Genomic DNA, 19554 nt, shown 5'->3' on the forward strand with positions numbered 1-19554 from the left:
TCCCCGCCCGCGATGTCGCAGGCGACGCTTCCATGCCGGAACCCGGCTTTCCCTCCCACGTGAAACCCGTATGGTGCGGCGCAGTATCGGAGAGCAGGCCATGAGCGACCCCTTTGTCATCTTCACCCCCTCGGGCAAGCGCGGCCACGTGGCGGCAGGCACCACGGTTCTGGACGCAGCGCGGCAGCTTGGCGTCGATCTCGACTCGGTCTGCGGGGGCCGCGGTATCTGCTCCAAATGCCAGGTGAGCCCGGCCTTCGGCGATTTCCCCAAGCACGGCATCACCTCCGCGCCCGACGCACTGTCCGAGTGGAACGCCGTCGAGGCGCGGTACGACGAGAAGCGCGGGCTGAAGGAAGGCCGCCGCCTCGGCTGCCAGGCCTGCATCACCGGCGACGTGGTGCTCGACGTCCCGCCCGAAAGCCAGGTCCACCGCCAGGTCGTGCGCAAGTCCGCCGATACGCGGGAGGTCGTTATGGACCCCGCCACCCGCCTCTTCTACGTCGAGGTGGAGGAGCCGGACATGCACGAGCCCTCCGGCGATTTCGAGCGGCTGCGCGTGGCGCTGAAGGACCAGTGGGAGATCGAAGGGCTCACCGCCTCCCCCGCCCTTCTGATGCGCCTGCAACCCGTGCTGCGCAAGGGCGCCTGGGCCGTCACCTGCGCCGTCCATCGCGACGGCAGCGGCACCGCGCGCCTGCTCGACATCTGGCCGGGCTATTACGAGGCGCCGCTCTATGGTCTGGCCATCGACCTCGGCTCCACGACCATCGCCGCGCACCTCTGCAATCTCGGCACCGGGGCGGTCGTCGCCTCGGCCGGCGTGATGAACCCGCAGATCCGCTTCGGCGAGGATCTGATGAGCCGCGTGAGCTACGCGATGATGAACGAGGGCGGTGCGGCGGAGATGACCCGCGCCGTGCGCGATGGGCTCAACACCCTGGTCGCGGGCGTGGCGGAGGAGGTGGGGATCACCCCCGCCGACATCGTCGAGGCGACCTTCGTCGCCAACCCGGTCATGCACCACCTCCTGCTCGGCATCGACCCGGTGGAGCTCGGCCAGGCGCCCTTCGCCCTCGCGGTGTCGGAGGCGCTGGACATGGCCGCCGCCGATCTCGAGCTCGCGCTGCACGACGAGGCGCGGATCTACGTCCTGCCCTGCATCGCTGGCCATGTGGGCGCCGATGCCGCCGCTGTGGCGCTGAGCGAAGCGCCCGACCGCTCCGACGACCTCGTCCTGATCGTGGACGTGGGCACCAACGCGGAACTGCTGCTCGGCGACAAGGACGGCGTGCTCGCCTGCTCCTCCCCCACCGGCCCGGCCTTCGAGGGCGCGCAGATCAGCGCGGGCCAGCGCGCCGCCCCCGGCGCCATCGAGCGGGTGGAGATCGACCCCGCCACCAAGGAGCCCCGCTTCCGCGTCATCGGCTGCGACCTCTGGTCCGACGACCCCGGCTTTGCCGAGGCCGCGGGTCCCATCACCGGCATCTGCGGCTCCGGCATCATCGAGGCGATCGCCGAGATGCGCATGGCCGGGATCGTGGACGCGGGCGGCCTGATCGGCTCGGCGGAGCAGACGGGCACGGTGCGCTCGGTGCCCGAGGGCCGCACCCACTCCTACGTGCTGCACGAGGGCGACGGCTCCTCGCCGCGCATCACGGTCACCAACGGCGACGTCCGCGCGATCCAGCTCGCCAAGGCCGCGCTCTATGCCGGCGCGCGCCTGCTGATGGACCAGCGCGGCGTCGATACGGTGGACCGCGTGGTGCTGGCCGGAGCCTTCGGCGCTCATATCTCGCCCAAGCACGCCATGGTCCTCGGCATGATCCCCGATTGCGAGGTGGACCAGGTGACGAGCGCCGGGAACGCCGCCGGCACCGGCGCCCGGATCGCGCTCCTGAACGTCGCGGCCCGCCGCGGCATCGAACAGACCGTGCGCCGCATTCACAAGGTCGAGACCGCGATCGAGCCCCGTTTCCAGGAGCACTTCGTCGCTGCATCCAACATCCCGCACGCGACCGATCCCTATCCCCGGCTGACCGCGACCACGCCACTGCCCCAAGTCAGCTTCAACACCGGATCCGAAGGCGAAGGACGCCGCCGCCGGCGTCGGGCGTAGGTCTCGGAACGGACACGCAACGCGCTGCGACTACCGTCCGCGACCTCCTTCATCTGTCTCGAAGTATCCCGGGGGGTTCGGGCCGTCCCGGAAACGCATCGCGTTTCAGGCCCGAACGGGGCGGAGCCCCAGAACAGGGGCAGCGCCCCGGTCCGGCCGCTCGCACAAAAAAAGAGGCCCTCAAGAGCCGTGGGGAGCTCAAGAGGGCCTTGGAAGAGCGGGATGGAGGGGATTGGGTGGGGCGGTCTCGCGTGGGGTCGAGACCGCCCTGCCCCCCAAATACCGGTGTCGGGTTAAGGACCCATAGGCACCAGCACCCTGTCGATGACGTGGATCACGCCATTGGTAGCGAGGATGTCGGCCTCCACTACCTCCGCGTCATCGACCATCACCCCTGCCGTGCCATCAACCGACAGGGGAGATCCGTTTACCGTGGCGACCGCGACGGTCGTCCCGGAGAAATCGAACGATTCAAGCTGACCGGGCACGACGTGGTAGGTCAGCAGGGCGACAAGCTCGTCGCGGTTCGCCGGATCAAGCAGCTCTTCGACCGCTCCATCCGGAAGTCCTTCAAATGCGGCATCCGTTGGTGCAAAGATGGTGAACGGACCGCCCGCACTCAAGGTGTCCTCCAGACCGGCTGCCTGAATGGCCTCGACCAGCGTCTCGAAGCTGCCGGCACTCTGCGCTGTCGCAACGATATCCGCCGTCTGGGCAGACATCGCCGTCGGGGCGATCAGGGCCAACGCTGCAAGCGTGGTACGAAACATTCAGAGTTCTCCGGTCAGGCGGAAACCGCATCTCTTGAGCAACAGAATGCCGGAAAAGCTCAACCTGCGCGTGTGTAATCGACTGAAACATAGCGTTATCACGCTCTCGTGATCGTGTGATTTTCGGCTCGGCGGACATCCGCCGAAATGCCCCTGAACGAAAAGGACCCGCCTGCGGAACAGGCGGGTCCTGAGCGGAAATCCGCGGATGGCGCGGGATCAGCCCTCGGGCAGAAGCACCGAATCGATCACGTGGATCACGCCGTTGGACGCCTCCACATCGGCCTGCACCACGTTCGCACCGCTGTTCACGGTCACGCCGGAGCCAAGGCCGCTCACGCTGATCGCCTCGCCCTGCACGGTGACGGCGGCCACATCGGTGCCCGCGATATCGGAGGACATCACTTCACCCGGGATCACGTGGTAGGTCAGGATCTCGACGAGCTGGTCGCGGTTCTCCTCGAGCAGCAGGCTCTCCACCGTGCCCTCGGGCAGTGCTGCGAAGGCCGCGTCGGTCGGGGCGAAGACGGTGAACGGGCCATCACCCTTCAGCACGTCGACGAGGCCCGCGGCCTGAACGGCGGCGACCAGCGTCTCGAAGGAGCCCGCGGCGACGGCGGTGTCGACGATATCGGCTTCCTGCGCGGCGGCCGGAGCGGCGAAGGCGAGGGCGGCGGCGGCCACGAGGCCCTTGGTGAAGTTGGTCATGATCCATCTCCCGTGTTGGTTGCGTGATGCTGTCTTGCATCGGACCTGTTACGGGGCGCTCACGGGGGCGGATCAGAATTTGTGGAATTTTTTTACACGTAGCGCTGTCACGAGGCCGTGAGCGGCGGCTATGGAAAGCTGCACCCAAAACGGGCCGCCCGAAGGCGACCCGTCATCATGCACCCTGAAATTATTCGCCCGGCTCGCCCGGGATGATCACGGCATCGACCACGTGGATCACGCCGTTGGAGGCCTGAACGTCGGCCTGCACCACCGAGGCGGTATTCACGGTCACGCCGTCGGTCGCGTCGATCTCCAGCGGGTTGCCACCCAGCGCGGTGATCTCCGTCTCCTGACCGGCGATGTCGGCGGACATGATCATGCCCGGCACCACGTGGTTCGACAGCACCTGGACCAGATCCTCGCGGTTCTCCGGCATCAGCAGCGTCTCGACCGTGCCCTCGGGCAGCGCGGCGAAGGCCGCGTCGGTCGGGGCAAAGACGGTGAACGGACCCTCGCCCTGCAGCGTCTCGACGAGGCCGGCGGCGGAGGCCGCGGCGAGCAGCGTCTCGAACGTGCCCGCGGCCTCCGCCGTGGCCACGATGTCGGCTTCCTGAGCGAAGGCCGGCGTCGCGAGGGCCAGTGCGGTGGCAGCGGTGAGCGTCTTGAACATCTTGGTCATCAAAAACTCCATCACTTCGTCGTGCCGTCATGGCATCGACAAAAAGTTAACGCGCATGGGGCGTCGGAGTTTCGGGCTGCGGCAGGATGTACCGCCCCGTACCTGCGGGACGGCGAACGGCCCGCCCCGGGAAGCCGGAGCGGGCCGTTCGCGTGTTTCCAGAAGGGCTTACTCGGTCTCGACGCTGTCGATCAGGACCCAGCCGCCGTCCTGGATCTGCGAGATGAAGATCTCCGTCGCCCCCGCATGGTCGCCCGGCCCCATCTCCATCCGGTTGCCCGCGATGGCGTCGTCGTAGTTCAGCGTCTCCATCGCCGCGGTGAAGCTTTCAAGCGTCAGGTCGGGCCCCGCTTCCTCAAGCGCGCGGATCAGCGCCTCCGCCGCAGAACGCCCGAGCAGGGCGCCGGTGCCGGGGAACTCACCGGTCCGCTCCTGCATCGCGGCGACCCATTCGGCGACCTCGGGCGTGTCCATCCGCGCCTCCAGATCCTGCCAGCCGGCGCCAGCATAGAGCCCTTCAGTCACGCCGCCCGGCACCTTGGCCACGGCGGTGTGGAACCCGGCGGAGGAGACGAGGAAGCGCGCGTCGTCCCAGCCCATCTGCTTCGCCGTCGCCACCACGGTGATGGTCGGGCGAATGGTGAGCGCCACGGTGATGAGCTCGCAACCCTCCTCCCGCAGCCGGGCGAGCGCGCCGGTGAAGTCGCTCTCATCGGGGCGGTGCGTCGTCTCGGTCAGGTACTCGACCCCGTCCGTGTCGCCGGCCTCATCGACCGTGGCCATGTGGATCTCCTCCCCGAAATCGGAGGGGATGTACATCGAGCAGACCCGCTCGATCCCCTCGCTCTCGATCAGGAAGCCGGTCGCGGCCCGCACCGCGTCGTAATAGGAGGCGGTCGCGACATAGCGCAGCTCCTCCGGCCCCTCCAGCATCTGCCGTGCGGCGGTCAGCGGGAAGACGGAGGGCACGTTGTTCGGATCCATCACCCGGAAGGCCGCGAGGTTGTGCGGCGTGCCGAGGCTCAGCAGCATCGCGAACACCTCGTCACGGTTCACGAGCTTGTTGGCCGCCTGCGCCGCGCGCGGCACCTGGTAGCCGTGATCCTCGACGATGTAGCGGATCTGGCGGCCGTGGATGCCGCCCGCCGCGTTCACCTCCTCGAAGAGCTGGTTCGCCGCCTCGACCGCCGGGACCGAGAACGCCGCGAAGCCGCCCGACAGGTCGTGAAAGCCGCCGATGACGATCTCGTCATCGGTCACGCCGCGGGTCTGGGCGCTGGCGCCCCCGGCGATGGCGAGCGCGGCAAGCGCCGCGAGGGTCTTTCTCATGATCTTTCCTCCTTGCACCGGCGGGATGGCGTCCCGCTCTGTCCTCCGGGGCGGTTCGCCCGCCCTCCACCTTGTCGAAATATCCCGGGGAGTTCGGGCCGTCCCGGAAATGCACCGCATTTCAGGCCCGAGCGGGGCGGAGCCCCCAACCCCGCTCTCAATACATCTCCTCGATCAGCCCGGCGTGCTTCTTCTCCACGAAGGAGCGTTTCAGCTTCATCGTCGGCGTCAGCTCGTCGTCCTCCGCCGTCAGCAGGATGTCGATCAGCCGGAAATACTTGATCTGCTCGACCTGGGCGAAGTCCCTGTTCACCTCGCGCACCACCCCGTCGATCAGCTCCACAACCTCCTCGGCCCGCGTGAGCGAGGCGAAGTCGGAGAAGGGGATCTGGTTGTCCTGCGCGAACTTCTCCACGTTCTCCTGGTCGATCATGATGAGCACGGTCAGGTACTTGCGCCGGTCCCCGATCACCACGGCGTCCGAGATGAAGGGGGAGAACTTCAGCCGGCTCTCGATCTCGGCCGGGGTGACGTTCTTGCCACCGGCGGTGATGATGATGTCCTTCACCCGGCCGGTGATGGTCAGCGCGCCGTCATTGCCGATGCGGCCCACATCGCCCGTGTGCAGCCAGCCGTCGCGGATGTCCTCGGCGGTCTTCTCCGGCTTCTTCCAGTAGCCCTTGAAGACGTTCGGCCCCTTCACGCAGATCTCACCGTTCTCCGCGATCCGCACATCGGAGCCGGGCAGCGGCAGCCCCACCGTCCCGATCCGGTTGTCGCCCACCTGGTTGACTGAGATCACGCCCGCACTCTCCGTCATGCCGTAGCCCTCCAGCAGCGTGACGCCGAGGGCACCATACCACTTGATCAGATCAGGCGAGATCGGGGCGGCGCCGGTCGTGGAGCGCCGGTTCCGGTCCATGCCGATGAGCTGGCGGATGTTGCGCAGCACGGCGAGGTCCCAGAACCAGTGGAACGGCGCGCTCTCCCCCGCCAGCTTCGCCGCGCCCGATGCCATCGCCTTGTCGAAGGCCCAGCGGCCGAAGGGCGTCGCCTCCGAGCGCAGGATCTGCACGCGCGAATAGATCTTCTCCCACAGCCGCGGCACGGCGGTGAAGATGTGGGGCGAGACTTCGCGCAGGTTGTCGAAGACGGTGTCCGGGCTCTCCGCGAAGTTCACGGTGGAGCCCACGGCGATCGGGTATTCCACGCTCACGATCCGCTCCAGCACATGGCAGAGCGGCAGGAAGCAGAGTTGTTCGTCATCGGGGTCCACCCGCAGCACCTGCTCGCCCGCCCACATCTGGAAGAGCATGTTGCGGTGGCTGATCATCGCCCCCTTGGGCGGCCCGGTGGTGCCGGAGGTGTAGATCAGCATCCGCGTCTCGTCCGGCGTGCTCTTTTCGATCTCCTCCACGAACCGCGTCGGCCCGTCGGGCGCGTCGTCGCCGATCTCGTAGAGGTCGTCGAGGAACATGACCTTAGGATGAGAAAACGTGCGCAAGCCCTTGCGATCGAACACGATCACCTTGATCAGGCTCGGCACGCGGTCCTGGATTTCGAGATACTTGTCGAGCTGCTCGTCATTCTCCACGAACAGGAACGCCGAGCCGCTGTCATTGATCAGGTATTCGAGCTGCGCTGCCGAATCCGTCGTGTAGACCCCGCTCGGAATGCCCCCCACAGCCGCGACCCCGAGGTCGCAATAGAGCCACTCCTTGCAATCCTCGCTGAGGATCGAGACCGGGGTGCCGCGGGTCAGCCCCAGCTTCAGAAGCCCGATGCCGATGGCGCGCGATCGCTCGTACCAGTCGGTCCAGGAGAACGCCTGCCAGATCCCCAGATCCTTCTCACGATGCGCGGTCCGGCCACCCCGCTCCGCGCATTTCGCGGCCCAAAGCTTCACGACGGTGTCGTGGCCCTCGAAGGTGATCGGATCCTCCATAGCGTTTCGGGGCATCTCGGTCACCGCCACGTCTTTCTTCGCTTCCAGCGTTTCTGCTCGCGGGGGCCGCCCGCGTGGCCGCCGCCGAGGTAGAATTCCTGGATGTCCTCGCTGCCGAGCAGCTTGGAGGCCTCGCCCGCCATCACGATCCGCCCGATCTCCAGCACGTAGCCGAAGTCGGCGGTGTTCAGTGCCACCTGCGCGTTCTGCTCCACCAGCAGCATCGTCACGCCCTGCTCCTCGTTCAGGCGGCGGATGATGGCGAAGATCTCCTGCACCAGAAGCGGCGAGAGGCCGAGCGACGGTTCGTCGAGCAGCATCAGGCGGGGCCGGGCCATGAGCCCGCGGCCGATGGCGAGCATCTGCTGCTGTCCGCCCGAGAGCGTGCCCGCCTGTTGCGCGCGCCGTTCCTTCAGGATCGGGAAGTAGGAGAACACCATCTCCATGTCGTCGCCGATGCCGCCGTCGCGGCGGGTATAGGCGCCGAGGCGCAGATTCTCCTCCACGGTCAGGAACGGGAAGACCTCGCGGCCCTCGGGCACATGCGCCATGCCGCGGCGGACCATCCGGTCGGGCTCGTCGCCGTCCACCCGCTCGCCGAGGAAGGAGACGGTGCCCTTCTCCGGATCGAGCGCGCCGGAGACGGTCTTCATCAGCGTGGTCTTGCCGGCGCCGTTGGCGCCGAGAATCGTGACGATCTGGCCTTCGGGCACGTCGATGGAGACCCCGCGCAGCGCCATGATCGGGCCGTAGAAGGTCTCGACATTCCGGACCTCGAGAACGTTGTGATTGAGGTCTTTCATGGGGTCTCTCCCCCTATGGTCGGATGCGACCAGCATCCGGCTAGCGCCCGACCTCCCCCCGGGAGGGCGCTTTGTTGGGTCATGCGCAGAAAGACCGACCTACGGGCTTGAGAAGTAAAGCGACGCCACAGAGCCGTTCTAAACGCCCCCCCGAGGTCGGGCGCTGGCCTTCTGTTGCGCCACCCCATCATGCCGCCGTCCCCAGATAGGCCTCGATCACCTTCGGATCGGACTGCACCTCGGCGCTGGTGCCCATGGCGAGCGGCTTGCCCTCGGCCACGGCCAGCACCCGGTCGGACACGGCGGACACAAGGCTCATGTCGTGCTCCACCATGAGCACCGTGAGGCCCAGATCCTTCTGCATGTCCTCGATCCAGAAGGCCATGTCGGAGGTCTCCTCGACCGACAGGCCCGAGGCAGGCTCGTCGAGCAGGATCAGGCGCGGGTTGCAGGCGAGCGCGCGGGCGATCTCGACCACCTTGCGCACGCCATAGGGCAGGCCCGCGATCATCTTGTCGCGGTAGGCCGCGAGGTCGAGGAAGTCGATCACCTCCTCCACGGCGCGCCGCGCCTCCCGCTCATTCGAACGGGAGCGCGGCAGGTGCAGCACATCCTCCAGCCACGTCGCCCGCCGCTTCGTATGCCGCCCGACCAGCAGGTTCTGGAGCACCGTCGAATGGTCGAAGAGCTCGATGTTCTGGAACGTCCGCGCGATGCCGAGTTCCGCGATATGGTGCGCGGGCGTGTTCGTGATGTCCTCCCCGTCGAAGACGATCCGCCCGTGCGTCGGCTGGTAGAAGCGCGAGATCAGGTTGAAGATCGTCGACTTCCCAGCCCCGTTCGGCCCCACGATGGTGAAGACTTCGCCCGGCTCGACCTCGAAACTCACGCCGTCCACGGCCTTCACTCCGCCGAAATGGATCGCGAGATCGGTGACGCTGAGCAGGCTCATCGCATCCGCTCCGTCTTCAGGTAGGACTTCGAGCGGCGGAACATGTCGCGGCGGGCAAGCGGGAAGAGCTGCCACTGCGCCTTGAGCTTCATGTAGAAACCATAGAGGCCCAATGGTTCGTAGATCACGATCGCGACGATGATCGCGGCGAAGACCGCCGTGTCGATGCCCGGATAGGCGGAGATGTCGATGCCGACCGAGCCTTGCAGGAAGTCGCGCAGGATCGCGATGCCTTGCGGCAGGAGCCCCACGACGATGGCACCGAAGAACGCCCCGTGGATCGAGCCGAGGCCCCCGATCACCACCTGCAGCACCAAGGTGATTGAGATCAGGATCAGGAAGCTCTCGTAGTTCACGATCTGGATGAAATGGGCGTAGAGCGCGCCCGCCAGCCCCGTCACCGCGCAGGAGAGGCCGAAGGCCAGCGCCTTGGTCCGCGTCACGTTCACGCCCAGCGCGCGGGCCGAAACCTCGCTGTCGCGCACGGCGAGGAACGACCGGCCAGTCGCCGAGCGCAGCAGGTTCGCGTAGCCCAGCGTGACCACGACGACGCAGATCAGGCACATCCAATAGAAGGCCTTGGGCGAACCGTAGCGATCGATGGTCAGGCCGAACATCTCGATCGGCGGGGCGAAGACGCCCGCGACGCCGCCGGTATAGGGCTCTGCGACGATGGCGATGTCCTCCACGATGATGGAGAGCGCCAGCGTCGCGATGGCGAGGTAGATGCCGGAGAGGCGGAGGATCGGCAGCGCGATTACCGCTCCGATCACGCCTGTGAAGATCGCGGCGAGCGGCAGGGCGATCAGGAAATGCATGCCCTGCGACATGAACCAGAGGTTTGAAAACGCCCCGATCGCCATGAAGGCCGCATGGCCGAGGCTCACCTGCCCCGTGTGCCCGGCGAGGATCATCAGGCCCATCCCCGCGATGCACCAGACCAGCACCAGCGTGACCTCGCCGAGGATGTAGTCGCTGATGAGGAACGGCAGCGCGGTCATGAGGGCGATCAGCACGCCGTATTTCGCCGCGCGCCGCCAGTCCTCGAAGAGGCGGATATCCTCGTCATAGCTCTTCTTGAAGTGGACCCGCATGGCCTAGACCTTCTTCTGCGCGATCTGCGCGAACAGCCCGCCGGGGCGCAGGATCAGAACCAGCAGCATCAGCGCGTAGGGCGCGATCTGCGCGGTGCCGGAGGGCGCGTAGCGGGCGGCGAACTGCTCGACCACGCCGATCAGTAGGCCGCCCATCAGCGCCCCGGGCAGCGAGCCGAAGCCGCCGATCACAGCGGCCGCGAACGCCTTGATGCCGAAGAGCAACCCGACCGCAGGTTCAATCGCCCCCTTCGCGGCGAAGAGCACGCCTGCAATGGCCGAGACCACGCCCGACAGCGCCCAGACGATGGAGTTCACCCGCTTCACCGGTATGCCCATGTAATAGGCCGCCATCTGGTTCTGCGAGCTCGCCTGCATCGCCACGCCCAGCCGCGTCTTCGCGAAGAACAGCCACAGCACCATGGTCAGCGCGCAGGTCGCCACGATGATGATCAGGTCCGCCACCGCCAGCGTCAGCCCACCGAAGCGCAGGATCTCGCCCGCGAACGGCGTCTCCAGCGAGACCGGGTCGTAGCCCCAGATGGAGCCTGCCGCGAACCGCAGGATGAAGCCCAGGGCGATCGTCAGGATCACCATGGCGAAATGCGGCTGTCCGAAGATCGCGCGCAACACGAAGCGGTCGAGCGCATAGGCGAAGGCGCCAAGGCAGATCGCCGCCGCCGTGATCCCCACGACGAAGGGCAGGTCCGCCCGGTCCGAATTGATGAAGGTGAGGCCCAGGAACGCGCCGAGCATCAGCATGTCGCCCTGCGCGAAGTTCACCGCCTCGCTCGCCTTGTAGATCAGCACGAAGCCGAGGGCGACGAGTCCGTAGATGCAGCCGTTGGCGATGCCGCCGATCAGCAGTTGCGCCACGTCCATGCGCAGCTCCCCTCCCATGGGCGGGGGCGGTCTGACGCCGCTCCTCCGTGACACCAGCATGACGGCGACCGGTGTCATTGCAAGGCTTTATCGCGCCACAAATGTGACCTTACGTTGCGGAAAGCGCGCAAGAATGCTGCCGGTCCGCGCGGGATTTCGCAGGCTTCGAACCCGGGCTCCCGCCTTGTTCGCATGGGACCGCAACCTTATACGTAACGTCAAAAGCGGCAGGCCGCCGGGTTGCCCGCCGCCATGCCTCACCGGAGGAACTCCCATGACCGTCCGCGCCGAGCTTCAGGCCGTCACCGACCGCATCATCGAGCGATCCAAACCGCTTCGGGAACCCTATCTCGACCGGATCCGCCGGGCCGCGGATGACGGCCCGCACCGCAAGGCGCTGTCCTGCGGAAACATGGCGCATGTGACGGCGGGCTGCGGAACGGCGGACAAGGAGGCGATCTCCTTCACCGATGCCGGGAATATCGGGATCATCACCGCCTACAACGACATGCTCTCGGCGCATAAGCCCTACGAGACCTTCCCCGAGATGATCCGGGCCGAGGCACGCGCCGCAGGCGGGGCCGCGCAGGTCGCAGGCGGCGTTCCGGCCATGTGCGACGGCGTCACCCAAGGGCAGCCGGGCATGGAGCTGTCACTCTTCTCCCGCGACGTGATCGCGCTCGCCGCCGGGGTGGGCCTCAGCCATAACGCCTATGATGCCGCCATGTATCTTGGCATCTGCGACAAGATCGTGCCGGGCCTCGTGATCGCGGCGGCGACCTTCGGGCATATCCCAGCGGTCTTCGTCCCCGCGGGCCCCATGCCCTCCGGCCTGCCAAACGACGAGAAGGCCCGCGTGCGCCAGCAATTCGCCAAGGGCGAGATCGGGCGCGACGAGCTCTTGAAGGCGGAGATGGCGAGCTACCATAGCCCCGGCACCTGCACCTTCTACGGCACCGCCAACACCAACCAGATGCTGATGGAGTTCATGGGCCTGCACCTGCCCGGCGCAAGCTTCGTAAACCCCGGCACCGAGCTGCGCGACGCGCTGACGAAAGCCGCCACTCGCCGCGCGCTCCAGATCACCGCCGCCGGCAACGAATTCACACCCTGCGGCGAGGTCCTCGACGAGCGCGCCTTCGTCAATGGCATGGTCGGCCTGCACGCCACGGGGGGCTCCACCAACCTGATCCTGCACCTCGTCGCCATGGCGCGGGCCGCCGGCATCGCCATCACGTGGGAGGATATGAGCGACCTCTCCTCCCTCACCCCGCTGATGGCCAAGGTCTATCCCAACGGCCTCGCCGACGTGAACCAATTCCACGCCGCGGGCGGGCTGCAATACATGATCCGCGAGCTCCTGTCCGAAGGCCTGCTGCACGAGGACGTGCGCACCGTCGCGGGCGAGGGCCTGACCCACTACACCAAGGAGCCGACCATCGAGAATGGGGAGATCACGTGGAAGGACGGCCCGGCGGACAGCGGCAATGACATGATCCTGCGCCCCGCGGCCTCTCCCTTCCAGGCGACCGGCGGCCTGACGCTGCTGACCGGCAATCTCGGCACCGCGGTCATCAAGACCTCCGCCGTGAAGCCCGAGCGCCGGGTGATCGAGGCGCCCGCCCGCATCTTCCACGACCAGGCCGATGTGAAGGCCGCGTTCAACGCCGGTGAGCTGGAGCAGGACGTGGTCTGCGTCGTCCGCTTCCAGGGTCCGCAGGCGAACGGCATGCCGGAACTGCACTCGCTCACCCCGCTGCTCGGTGTGTTACAGGATAAGGGCTTCAAGGTCGCTCTTGTAACAGATGGCCGGATGTCCGGAGCTTCCGGCAAGGTGCCCGCCGCGATCCACCTCTCCCCCGAAGCGGCGGATGGCGGCCCGATCGCGAAGCTGCGCGACGGCGACCTGATCCGGGTCGATGGCGAGGCCGGAACGCTGGAGGTCCTCGCCGAGGATTTCGAGGCGCGCGAGGCCGTGACCGCCGATCTTTCCGCCAACCAGTTCGGCATCGGGCGCGAGCTCTTCACCGCCTTCCGCCAGAATGTGGGTCCGGCCGAGGGGGGCGCGAGCGTCCTGTTTGCCGCGGAGTGATCCCGCTTCATCTGTCTTGAAATATCCCCGCCGGAGGCTCCCGCCCCCGGCCAAGCGGCCGCACGGCCGGATAACAGGAGGACCCCATGACCCTCTCGACCCTGGAGCTTGCCCGCTCCGCCCCAATGATCCCCGTGATCGTGATCGAGGATCCCGACCACGCCGTTCCGCTCGCCACGGCGCTGGTCGCGGGCGGGATCACGACGCTGGAGATCACGCTGCGCAGCGATGCGGCGCTGGAGGCGATCCGCCGGATCAAGGCGGGGGTCGAAGGCGCCATCGTGGGCGCAGGCACGCTGAAGACACCGCGCGACGTGGACGATTGCCTCGAGGCGGGCTGCGCATTCGGCGTCTCGCCGGGCGCCCCGGCCGCGCTGATCGAGCGGGTGATCGACGCGGGCATGCCCTTCCTGCCCGGCTGTGCGACGCCGACCGAGGCGATGGACCTCGCCGATAGCGGCTTCGAGGTGGTGAAGTTCTTCCCCGCCTCCGCCGCCGGCGGCGCGCCGATGCTCAAGGCGCTGTCCTCGCCCTTGCCCCACATCAAGTTCTGCCCCACGGGCGGCGTCAGCCTGAAGAACGCGAAGGAGTATCTCGACCTGCCCAACGTGGTCACGGTCGGCGGCTCCTGGGTCGCGCCCAAGAGCATGATGGTCGAAGGCGACTGGGCCGGCATCGAGAAGCTCGCCCGCGAAACCGCCCTCGCCCTCTGCAACCGGTGACACGGCGGGCCCTCGTTACCGGCGGCGCAAAGGGGATCGGGCTGGGCACGGCGCAGCACCTCGCGGCGCAGGGCTGGCAGGTCGACGTGCTGGATACGGACGCGGAGGCGCTTGCGGCCCTCGATGGGATCACCGGGCATCTCTGCGATGTGAGCAACGAGGCGGCGGTGGCCGGTGTGTTGGAGACGCTTGCGCTCGATCGGCTCGACCTCCTGGTGAACAATGCCGGGCGCGCGAACCCGGTGACCGGGCAGATCGAGGAGCTGGCGCTCGCCGACTGGCGCGCGATGCTCGACAGTCACCTCACGGGCGCCTTCCTCGTCACCCGCGCCTGCGTCCCCGCCCTGCGCGCCGCCAAGGGCTCCATTGTCAATATCGCCTCGACCCGGGCGCTGATGTCCGAACCGGACACGGAGGCCTATGCCGCTGCCAAAGGCGCGCTGACCGCTTTCACCCATGCGCTCGCCGTGAGCCTCGGCCCAGACATTCGGGCGAACGCGATCCTGCCGGGCTGGATCGAGGTCGGCGCGTTGCGGCCGGGCGGTGCAGCCGCGGAACTCACCGAGACCGACCATGCGCAGCATCCCGCCGGGCGGGTAGGCACGGCGCGGGATGTGGCGGAGACCGTGGCCTGGCTCGCCGATGCGGGCTTCGTGACCGGCACGCAGGTAGTTGTGGATGGCGGGATGACGCGGAAGATGATCTACGCCGATTGACGCGCGGCCCGCCCCGGCAATCCACCGCCGATCCGCTCCTCGCTTCGTGACGTGAAGGGCATTTGGCCGGCGGAAAGACCCGACACATGCAGAGTGAGCCTTAACAGTCGGCTGATCCGCCGCTATCTCTTTGCGACGACACAGGAACGGAACTCCCATGGCCCGCTCGCCGAAAAATCGCCGTCCGCGCGCGCCGCGCCCCTCGATGCTGCAACGCTGGCGCGGCTACTTCCTGACGGGCCTCGTCATCGTGGCGCCGGTGGGGCTCACGCTGTGGCTGACCTGGACCGTGATCACCGCGATCGACGCGCGCGTCGTGCCGCTGGTGCCCGCGGTCTACAACCCCGCGACCTATCTGGGCCGCGGCGTTCCGGGCTTCGGCGTCATCATCTTCCTCCTCTTCACTGCGATGGTCGGCTATATCACGCGCGGCCTCGTCGGGCGGTCGATCCTGCGGTGGTACGAGGGGATCTTCGAGCGGACGCCGGTCGTGGGCTCTATCTACAACGGCATCAAGCAGATCGCCGAGACGATCCTGAGCCAGAACGGCAGCTCGTTCTCCCAGGCCTGCCTGATCGAGTATCCGCGGCAGGGCATCTGGGCCGTCGCGTTCGTGTCGACCGAGACGAAGGGTGAGGTGGCGCAGAAGCTGCCGGACGATCGGCTGATCTCCGTCTTCCTGCCCACGACGCCGAACCCGACGAGCGGCTTCCTGCTCTTCGTGCCGCGGCGCGATGTCGTGATGCTCGATATGGAGGTGGAGGATGCGGCGAAGCTCATCATCTCCGCTGGGCTCGTGACGCCGCCCACCGCCGCCGAAAAGGCCGCGGGCGTGCGCGTCGCCAACCGCCGGGGCGAGCCGACGAAGCGGCGTGAGAGCGTCTAGCGCGGCCCGAACCGGGTGAGGAGCGCCGTGTGGTCGGAGCCGCCGACCGCGCGCACGTCGACCTCCCCGGTCCAGCCCGCACCCAGCAGCACGTGATCGAGGTGGACGGCGAAGCTGGGAAAGGTGTTGCGCCAGCCCGGGATCGCCTGCGCCGCGGCAGCGTCGGACATGGCGTGGACCGCGTGGCTCCAGGCGGAGTTGTTGAAGTCACCGGCGACGATGAGCGGTCGCGGCAGGGTCTCGACCACCGCGGAGAGGCGCGCGATGTCCTCCGCCTGCTCGAAGGGCCAGGGCCAGTGGACGTGGAGCGAGGCGACGGTGAGCGGACCGTGCACCGTTTCGATCCGGGCCCAGGCGAGGCCGAGCTCGCAGCCCTGGTCGAGGAAGGCCTCGCGCGCCATCACCGCCGGGCCGCCCACCGCGGTCACGCCGGGACAGATCAGCCGGCCCTCGTAGCGGTCGGCAAGCGCCTCGACGATCGCGGCGTTGGGGGTGGAGACCTCCTGCAGCATCACGAGGTCCGGGTCGGCGGCGCGGATCCGCTCGGCCTCGGCCAGCGGCGCGGGATTGTCGAAGCGCAAGTTGTGGCTCCACGCCGTCAGGGGCTCGCCGGCCACCGGCGCGCCGGTCGCGAACACGTCCTGCGCGACGATCACCACTAGGATCGCGGCGACCACCATGCGCCGCCAGCCGAGCAACAGGGACAGCGCCACCACGACCGCCAGCAGGTGCAGCCGGAACGGCGCGAAGCTGTCGAAGAACGGATGCAGCGCGCCGAGATAGCCGAAGCAGAACCCCGCCAGCGCGCCGAGTCGCGCGAGCTGGAGCAGCAGCCGGCTAGTTCGCCTCGTACCACCAGACATCGGGGGCGAAGCCGATCCAGTAACCATAGATGGGCAGCTCCTCGGGGTAGTGCAGCTCCGCGCCATGGGCGACAAGGGTGACGGGCGTGTGCCAGAACGGGACGACATAGCGACCCGTGGTCAGCACGCGGTCGAGCGCCCGGGTCGTGGCCAGAAACTCCTCCTCCGAGCCTGCGTCAATGAGATTCTCGATCAGTGCGTCCACCGCCGGGCTGTCCACGCCCATGTAGTTGCGGCTGCCCTGCTCCGTCACCCCGTCCGAGCCCCAGTAGAGCCGCTGCTCGGTGCCCGGGGACAGCGACATGCGCCAGGTGATCGGCACCATGTCGTAGTCGTAGTCGAGCAGGCGTTCGGTGTACTGCGCGCTATCGACCAGGGTGATGGTCACGTCCATGCCGAGCCGCCCGAGCGCGTCGGCGTAGATGTTGGCGACGGGCTCGTTTTCGGAGGCGCCGAGCAGGATCTCGAAGGCGAAGGGCGTGCCCGCCTCGTTGACCAGCGCGCCGTTCTGAAGCGTCCAGCCGGCGTCGGCGAGCAGTCGCTGCGCGGTGCGCAGGTTGCGGCGGTTGCGCACGTCGTCGTCGCCCTCGGGCAAGGCATAGGCCTCGAACACGTCGGCGGGCAGCGTGTCGGCGAAGGGCTCCAGCAACTCGCGCTCCAGCCCCGTGGCCTCCCCTTCGAAGGCGAGCTGGGAGTTGGAGAAGTAGGAAGTGATGCGCTCTGGCAGCCCCTCGTTCAGGCGCCCGTTGATCCATTCGAAGTTGAAGGCGTGGATCATGGCATCGCGCACGCGGATGTCGGCGAAGATGTCGCGCCGCGTGTTCATCACGAAGCCCTCCATCCCGGTGGGGCGCTGGTGCGGCACCTCGCTGAGCACGACCTCGCCCCGCTCTGCGCGCGGGAAGTCGTACTCGGTGGCCCAGCGCGCCGCGTCCCATTCGACCCGCATGTTTGTCTCGCCGGAGGTGAAGCCCTGCCAGGCGGCGTCCCCATTGCCGAAGAACTCGTAGCGGATGGTCTCGAAATTGTGCCGCCCGCGGTTGAAGCCGAGCTCGTTGCCCCAGTAGTCGGGGTTGCGGTCGAACTCGATGAAGCGGCCCGGCTCGAATGCGCCGACCGTATAGGGGCCGGAGGCGACGAAGGGGTCGAGGTTGCTCGCGGTGAAATCGCGGTCGTCCCAGTCGCCCTTCTTCAGGATCGGGCGCATGGCGAGGATCAGCGGCAGCTCCAGGTTCTCACCAGTGAGGTTGAAGCGGACGGAGCGTTCGCCCGTCTGCTCCCAGCTTTCGACGCCGTCCCAGGCCGCGCGGTAGCGGCCGTGGCCCTCCTCGCCAAGGATCTGCATCGACCAGACCACATCCTCGACCGTGACCGGGCTGCCGTCGGAGAAGCGGGCGGCGGGGTTGAGGGTGAATTCCACCCATTCGCGATTCGGTCCGGTCTCCACCGATTCGGCGAGCAGACCGTAAAGTGCGAAGGGCTCGTCGTAATTCCGGCCCATCAGGCTCTCGACCGTATGGGCGCGCACGCCCCAGGGCGCACGGCCGCGCTGGATGAACGGATTGAGACTGTCGAAGGTGCTGGCCTCGCCGTAGATGATCGCCCCGCCCTGCGGCGCGGCGGGGTTGGCGTAGGGCAGATGCGCAAAATCTGGTGGCAGGGCCGGTTCACCGTACATAGCGATGCCATGCTGCGGCTCGGCCACCGCGGGGGAGGTGAGGGCGAACGCTGTTGCCAAAGCTAAGACCACTCGTGACATATCTGCACCATCTGCCTGTTTGTTATGGATTTCTTCGCGCAACCCTACAGGGCGGCGGGGGGCGGCGCAAAAAATTATCTTTGTGTTGGAGGGCCCTGATCCCTATATTGAAGCCACTGCTCGATAGGTTTCTTGCCTGTATGAAACCTGCCTCAACACTCAACCCCCTCGCTTGCGAGGGGGTTTTTTTCTGCGTGGTTCCAAGGGCCTGATCGCGCCCCATTCCCCTGCCCGCGAGGCTCCCGAGCGCACGATCCGTCCCGAAGGGTTCAGAATCGCGATTTCCGGTCGCCTTCGCACGCGCAGCATCTATGTGTTGCGGAACGGAATGTCGCACGAAGAAGGAGCTCCCCCAATGTCCGTCAAAGACAAGGTCGCCGTCATCACCGGATCGAACTCGGGCATCGGCCTCGGCGTGGCCGAGGAGCTGGCCCGGCAGGGGGCTAAGGTGGTGCTGAACTCCTTCTCTGACAATCCCGAGGATCACGAACTGGCCGAGAAGATCGCCTCCGAACACGGGACGGAGGCCGTCTACATCAAGGCGGACATGTCGAAGGGCGACGAGTGCCGCGCGCTGGTCGAAAAGGCGGCGGAGCGCTTCGGCAAGGTCGACATCCTGATCAACAATGCGGGCATCCAGCACGTCGCGGGCATCGACGAGTTCCCGGCGGAGAAGTGGGACGCGATCATCGCGATCAACATGACCTCCGCCTTCCACACCACCGCCGCCGCCCTGCCCCTGATGCGCAAGGCGGGCTGGGGCCGCGTCGTCAACATCGCCTCGGCCCACGGCCTGACCGCCTCGCCCTACAAGTCCGCCTACGTCTCGGCCAAGCACGGCGTCGTGGGCATGTCGAAGGTCGTGGCGCTGGAGACGGCGGAGGAGCCGATCACCTGCAACGCGATCTGCCCCGGCTACGTCATGACGCCGCTGGTGGAAAAGCAGATCCCCGAGACCATGGAGAAGTACAACATGGATCGGGAGACGGCGGTGAAGGAGGTGCTGCTCGACCGCCAGCCCTCCAAGCAGTTCGCCACGGTGGAGCAGATCGGCGGCACGGTCGCGTTCCTGTGCTCACCCGCGGCGGAGCAGATCACCGGCACGACAATCAGCGTGGACGGCGGCTGGACCGCGCTCTGACGCGCCACCGTCCCGGCCGCCGCGCCGGGACCTTCCATAGTTTGAGAAAGACCCCGGAGAAGCTTCGGGGCAGGACCAAGGGGGTGTGGTC

Annotated in this window: 17 protein-coding genes; 6 read left to right on the forward strand and 11 right to left on the reverse strand. The window is 67.3% G+C overall.

All coding sequences use genetic code 11. The features are described 5' to 3' along the window. The first annotated feature begins 100 nt into the window (after positions 1-100). Entirely contained in the window at positions 101-2119 is a 2019-nt protein-coding gene (locus tag I0K15_RS00560) for an ASKHA domain-containing protein (protein WP_196103514.1), read from the forward strand. Positions 2120-2412: 293 nt separating this feature from the next. Here I0K15_RS00560 and I0K15_RS00565 read toward each other — a convergent pair whose 3' ends face one another. The 9 genes from I0K15_RS00565 to I0K15_RS00605 all read right to left on the reverse strand — a co-directional run bounded on the left by I0K15_RS00565 (position 2413) and on the right by I0K15_RS00605 (position 11284). Beyond that, on the reverse strand, positions 2413-2889 hold the full coding sequence (locus I0K15_RS00565) for a fasciclin domain-containing protein (RefSeq protein WP_196103515.1): 477 nt from the start codon (positions 2887-2889) through the stop codon (positions 2413-2415). 219 nt (positions 2890-3108) lie between these two features. After that, complete coding sequence (locus I0K15_RS00570; RefSeq protein WP_196103516.1) at positions 3109-3597, reverse strand: fasciclin domain-containing protein; 489 nt, start codon at positions 3595-3597, stop codon at positions 3109-3111. A 190-nt stretch (positions 3598-3787) separates the two neighbouring features. After that, the gene (locus tag I0K15_RS00575) at positions 3788-4270 is read right to left on the reverse strand and encodes a fasciclin domain-containing protein (RefSeq protein WP_196105322.1); all 483 of its coding nucleotides are present in this window, start codon (positions 4268-4270) and stop codon (positions 3788-3790) included. A 177-nt stretch (positions 4271-4447) separates the two neighbouring features. Continuing rightward, complete coding sequence (locus tag I0K15_RS00580; RefSeq protein ID WP_196103517.1) at positions 4448-5608, reverse strand: ABC transporter substrate-binding protein; 1161 nt, start codon at positions 5606-5608, stop codon at positions 4448-4450. A gap of 157 nt (positions 5609-5765) precedes the next feature. Next, the gene (locus I0K15_RS00585) at positions 5766-7568 is read right to left on the reverse strand and encodes an AMP-dependent synthetase/ligase (protein WP_196103518.1); all 1803 of its coding nucleotides are present in this window, start codon (positions 7566-7568) and stop codon (positions 5766-5768) included. A gap of 5 nt (positions 7569-7573) precedes the next feature. After that, complete coding sequence (locus I0K15_RS00590; RefSeq protein ID WP_196103519.1) at positions 7574-8356, reverse strand: ABC transporter ATP-binding protein; 783 nt, start codon at positions 8354-8356, stop codon at positions 7574-7576. A 187-nt stretch (positions 8357-8543) separates the two neighbouring features. Continuing rightward, positions 8544-9308: an ABC transporter ATP-binding protein gene (locus I0K15_RS00595; RefSeq protein ID WP_196103520.1), complete on the reverse strand. Its 765-nt coding sequence runs from the start codon at positions 9306-9308 to the stop codon at positions 8544-8546. Next, complete coding sequence (locus tag I0K15_RS00600) at positions 9305-10402, reverse strand: branched-chain amino acid ABC transporter permease (RefSeq protein ID WP_196103521.1); 1098 nt, start codon at positions 10400-10402, stop codon at positions 9305-9307. Before I0K15_RS00600 ends, I0K15_RS00595 begins: the two co-directional genes overlap by 4 nt. Positions 10403-10405: 3 nt before the next feature. Then, positions 10406-11284 (reverse strand): branched-chain amino acid ABC transporter permease, encoded by an 879-nt coding sequence (locus tag I0K15_RS00605; RefSeq protein WP_196103522.1) that lies wholly within the window; start codon positions 11282-11284, stop codon positions 10406-10408. Positions 11285-11558: 274 nt separating this feature from the next. Here I0K15_RS00605 and edd point away from each other — a divergent pair, with 274 nt between their 5' ends. The 4 genes from edd to I0K15_RS00625 all read left to right on the forward strand — a co-directional run bounded on the left by edd (position 11559) and on the right by I0K15_RS00625 (position 15700). Then, a complete protein-coding gene (edd, locus tag I0K15_RS00610; RefSeq protein WP_196103523.1) occupies positions 11559-13376 on the forward strand; it encodes a phosphogluconate dehydratase in 1818 nt (605 codons plus the stop codon). 86 nt (positions 13377-13462) lie between these two features. After that, on the forward strand, positions 13463-14098 hold the full coding sequence (locus I0K15_RS00615; protein ID WP_196103524.1) for a bifunctional 4-hydroxy-2-oxoglutarate aldolase/2-dehydro-3-deoxy-phosphogluconate aldolase: 636 nt from the start codon (positions 13463-13465) through the stop codon (positions 14096-14098). Continuing rightward, complete coding sequence (locus tag I0K15_RS00620; RefSeq protein ID WP_196103525.1) at positions 14095-14814, forward strand: SDR family oxidoreductase; 720 nt, start codon at positions 14095-14097, stop codon at positions 14812-14814. Before I0K15_RS00615 ends, I0K15_RS00620 begins: the two co-directional genes overlap by 4 nt. 157 nt (positions 14815-14971) lie before the next feature. Continuing rightward, positions 14972-15700 carry a DUF502 domain-containing protein gene (locus tag I0K15_RS00625; RefSeq protein ID WP_196103526.1) on the forward strand — a complete coding sequence of 243 codons (729 nt, stop codon included), beginning with the start codon at positions 14972-14974 and terminating at the stop codon, positions 15698-15700. Here I0K15_RS00625 and I0K15_RS00630 read toward each other — a convergent pair. Both I0K15_RS00630 and I0K15_RS00635 read right to left on the reverse strand, forming a co-directional pair. Further along, positions 15697-16563 carry an endonuclease/exonuclease/phosphatase family protein gene (locus tag I0K15_RS00630; RefSeq protein WP_196103527.1) on the reverse strand — a complete coding sequence of 289 codons (867 nt, stop codon included), beginning with the start codon at positions 16561-16563 and terminating at the stop codon, positions 15697-15699. The two genes, I0K15_RS00625 and I0K15_RS00630, sit on opposite strands and share 4 nt — an antisense overlap. Continuing rightward, the gene (locus I0K15_RS00635; RefSeq protein ID WP_230374218.1) at positions 16538-18301 is read right to left on the reverse strand and encodes an extracellular solute-binding protein; all 1764 of its coding nucleotides are present in this window, start codon (positions 18299-18301) and stop codon (positions 16538-16540) included. The genes I0K15_RS00630 and I0K15_RS00635 overlap by 26 nt, the downstream gene beginning before the upstream one ends. Positions 18302-18677: 376 nt before the next feature. Here I0K15_RS00635 and I0K15_RS00640 point away from each other — a divergent pair, with 376 nt between their 5' ends. Continuing rightward, a complete protein-coding gene (locus I0K15_RS00640; protein ID WP_196103529.1) occupies positions 18678-19463 on the forward strand; it encodes a 3-hydroxybutyrate dehydrogenase in 786 nt (261 codons plus the stop codon). Positions 19464-19554 lie beyond the last annotated feature (91 nt).

The organism is Pontivivens ytuae, assembly GCF_015679265.1.
GTDB lineage: Bacteria > Pseudomonadota > Alphaproteobacteria > Rhodobacterales > Rhodobacteraceae > Pontivivens > Pontivivens ytuae.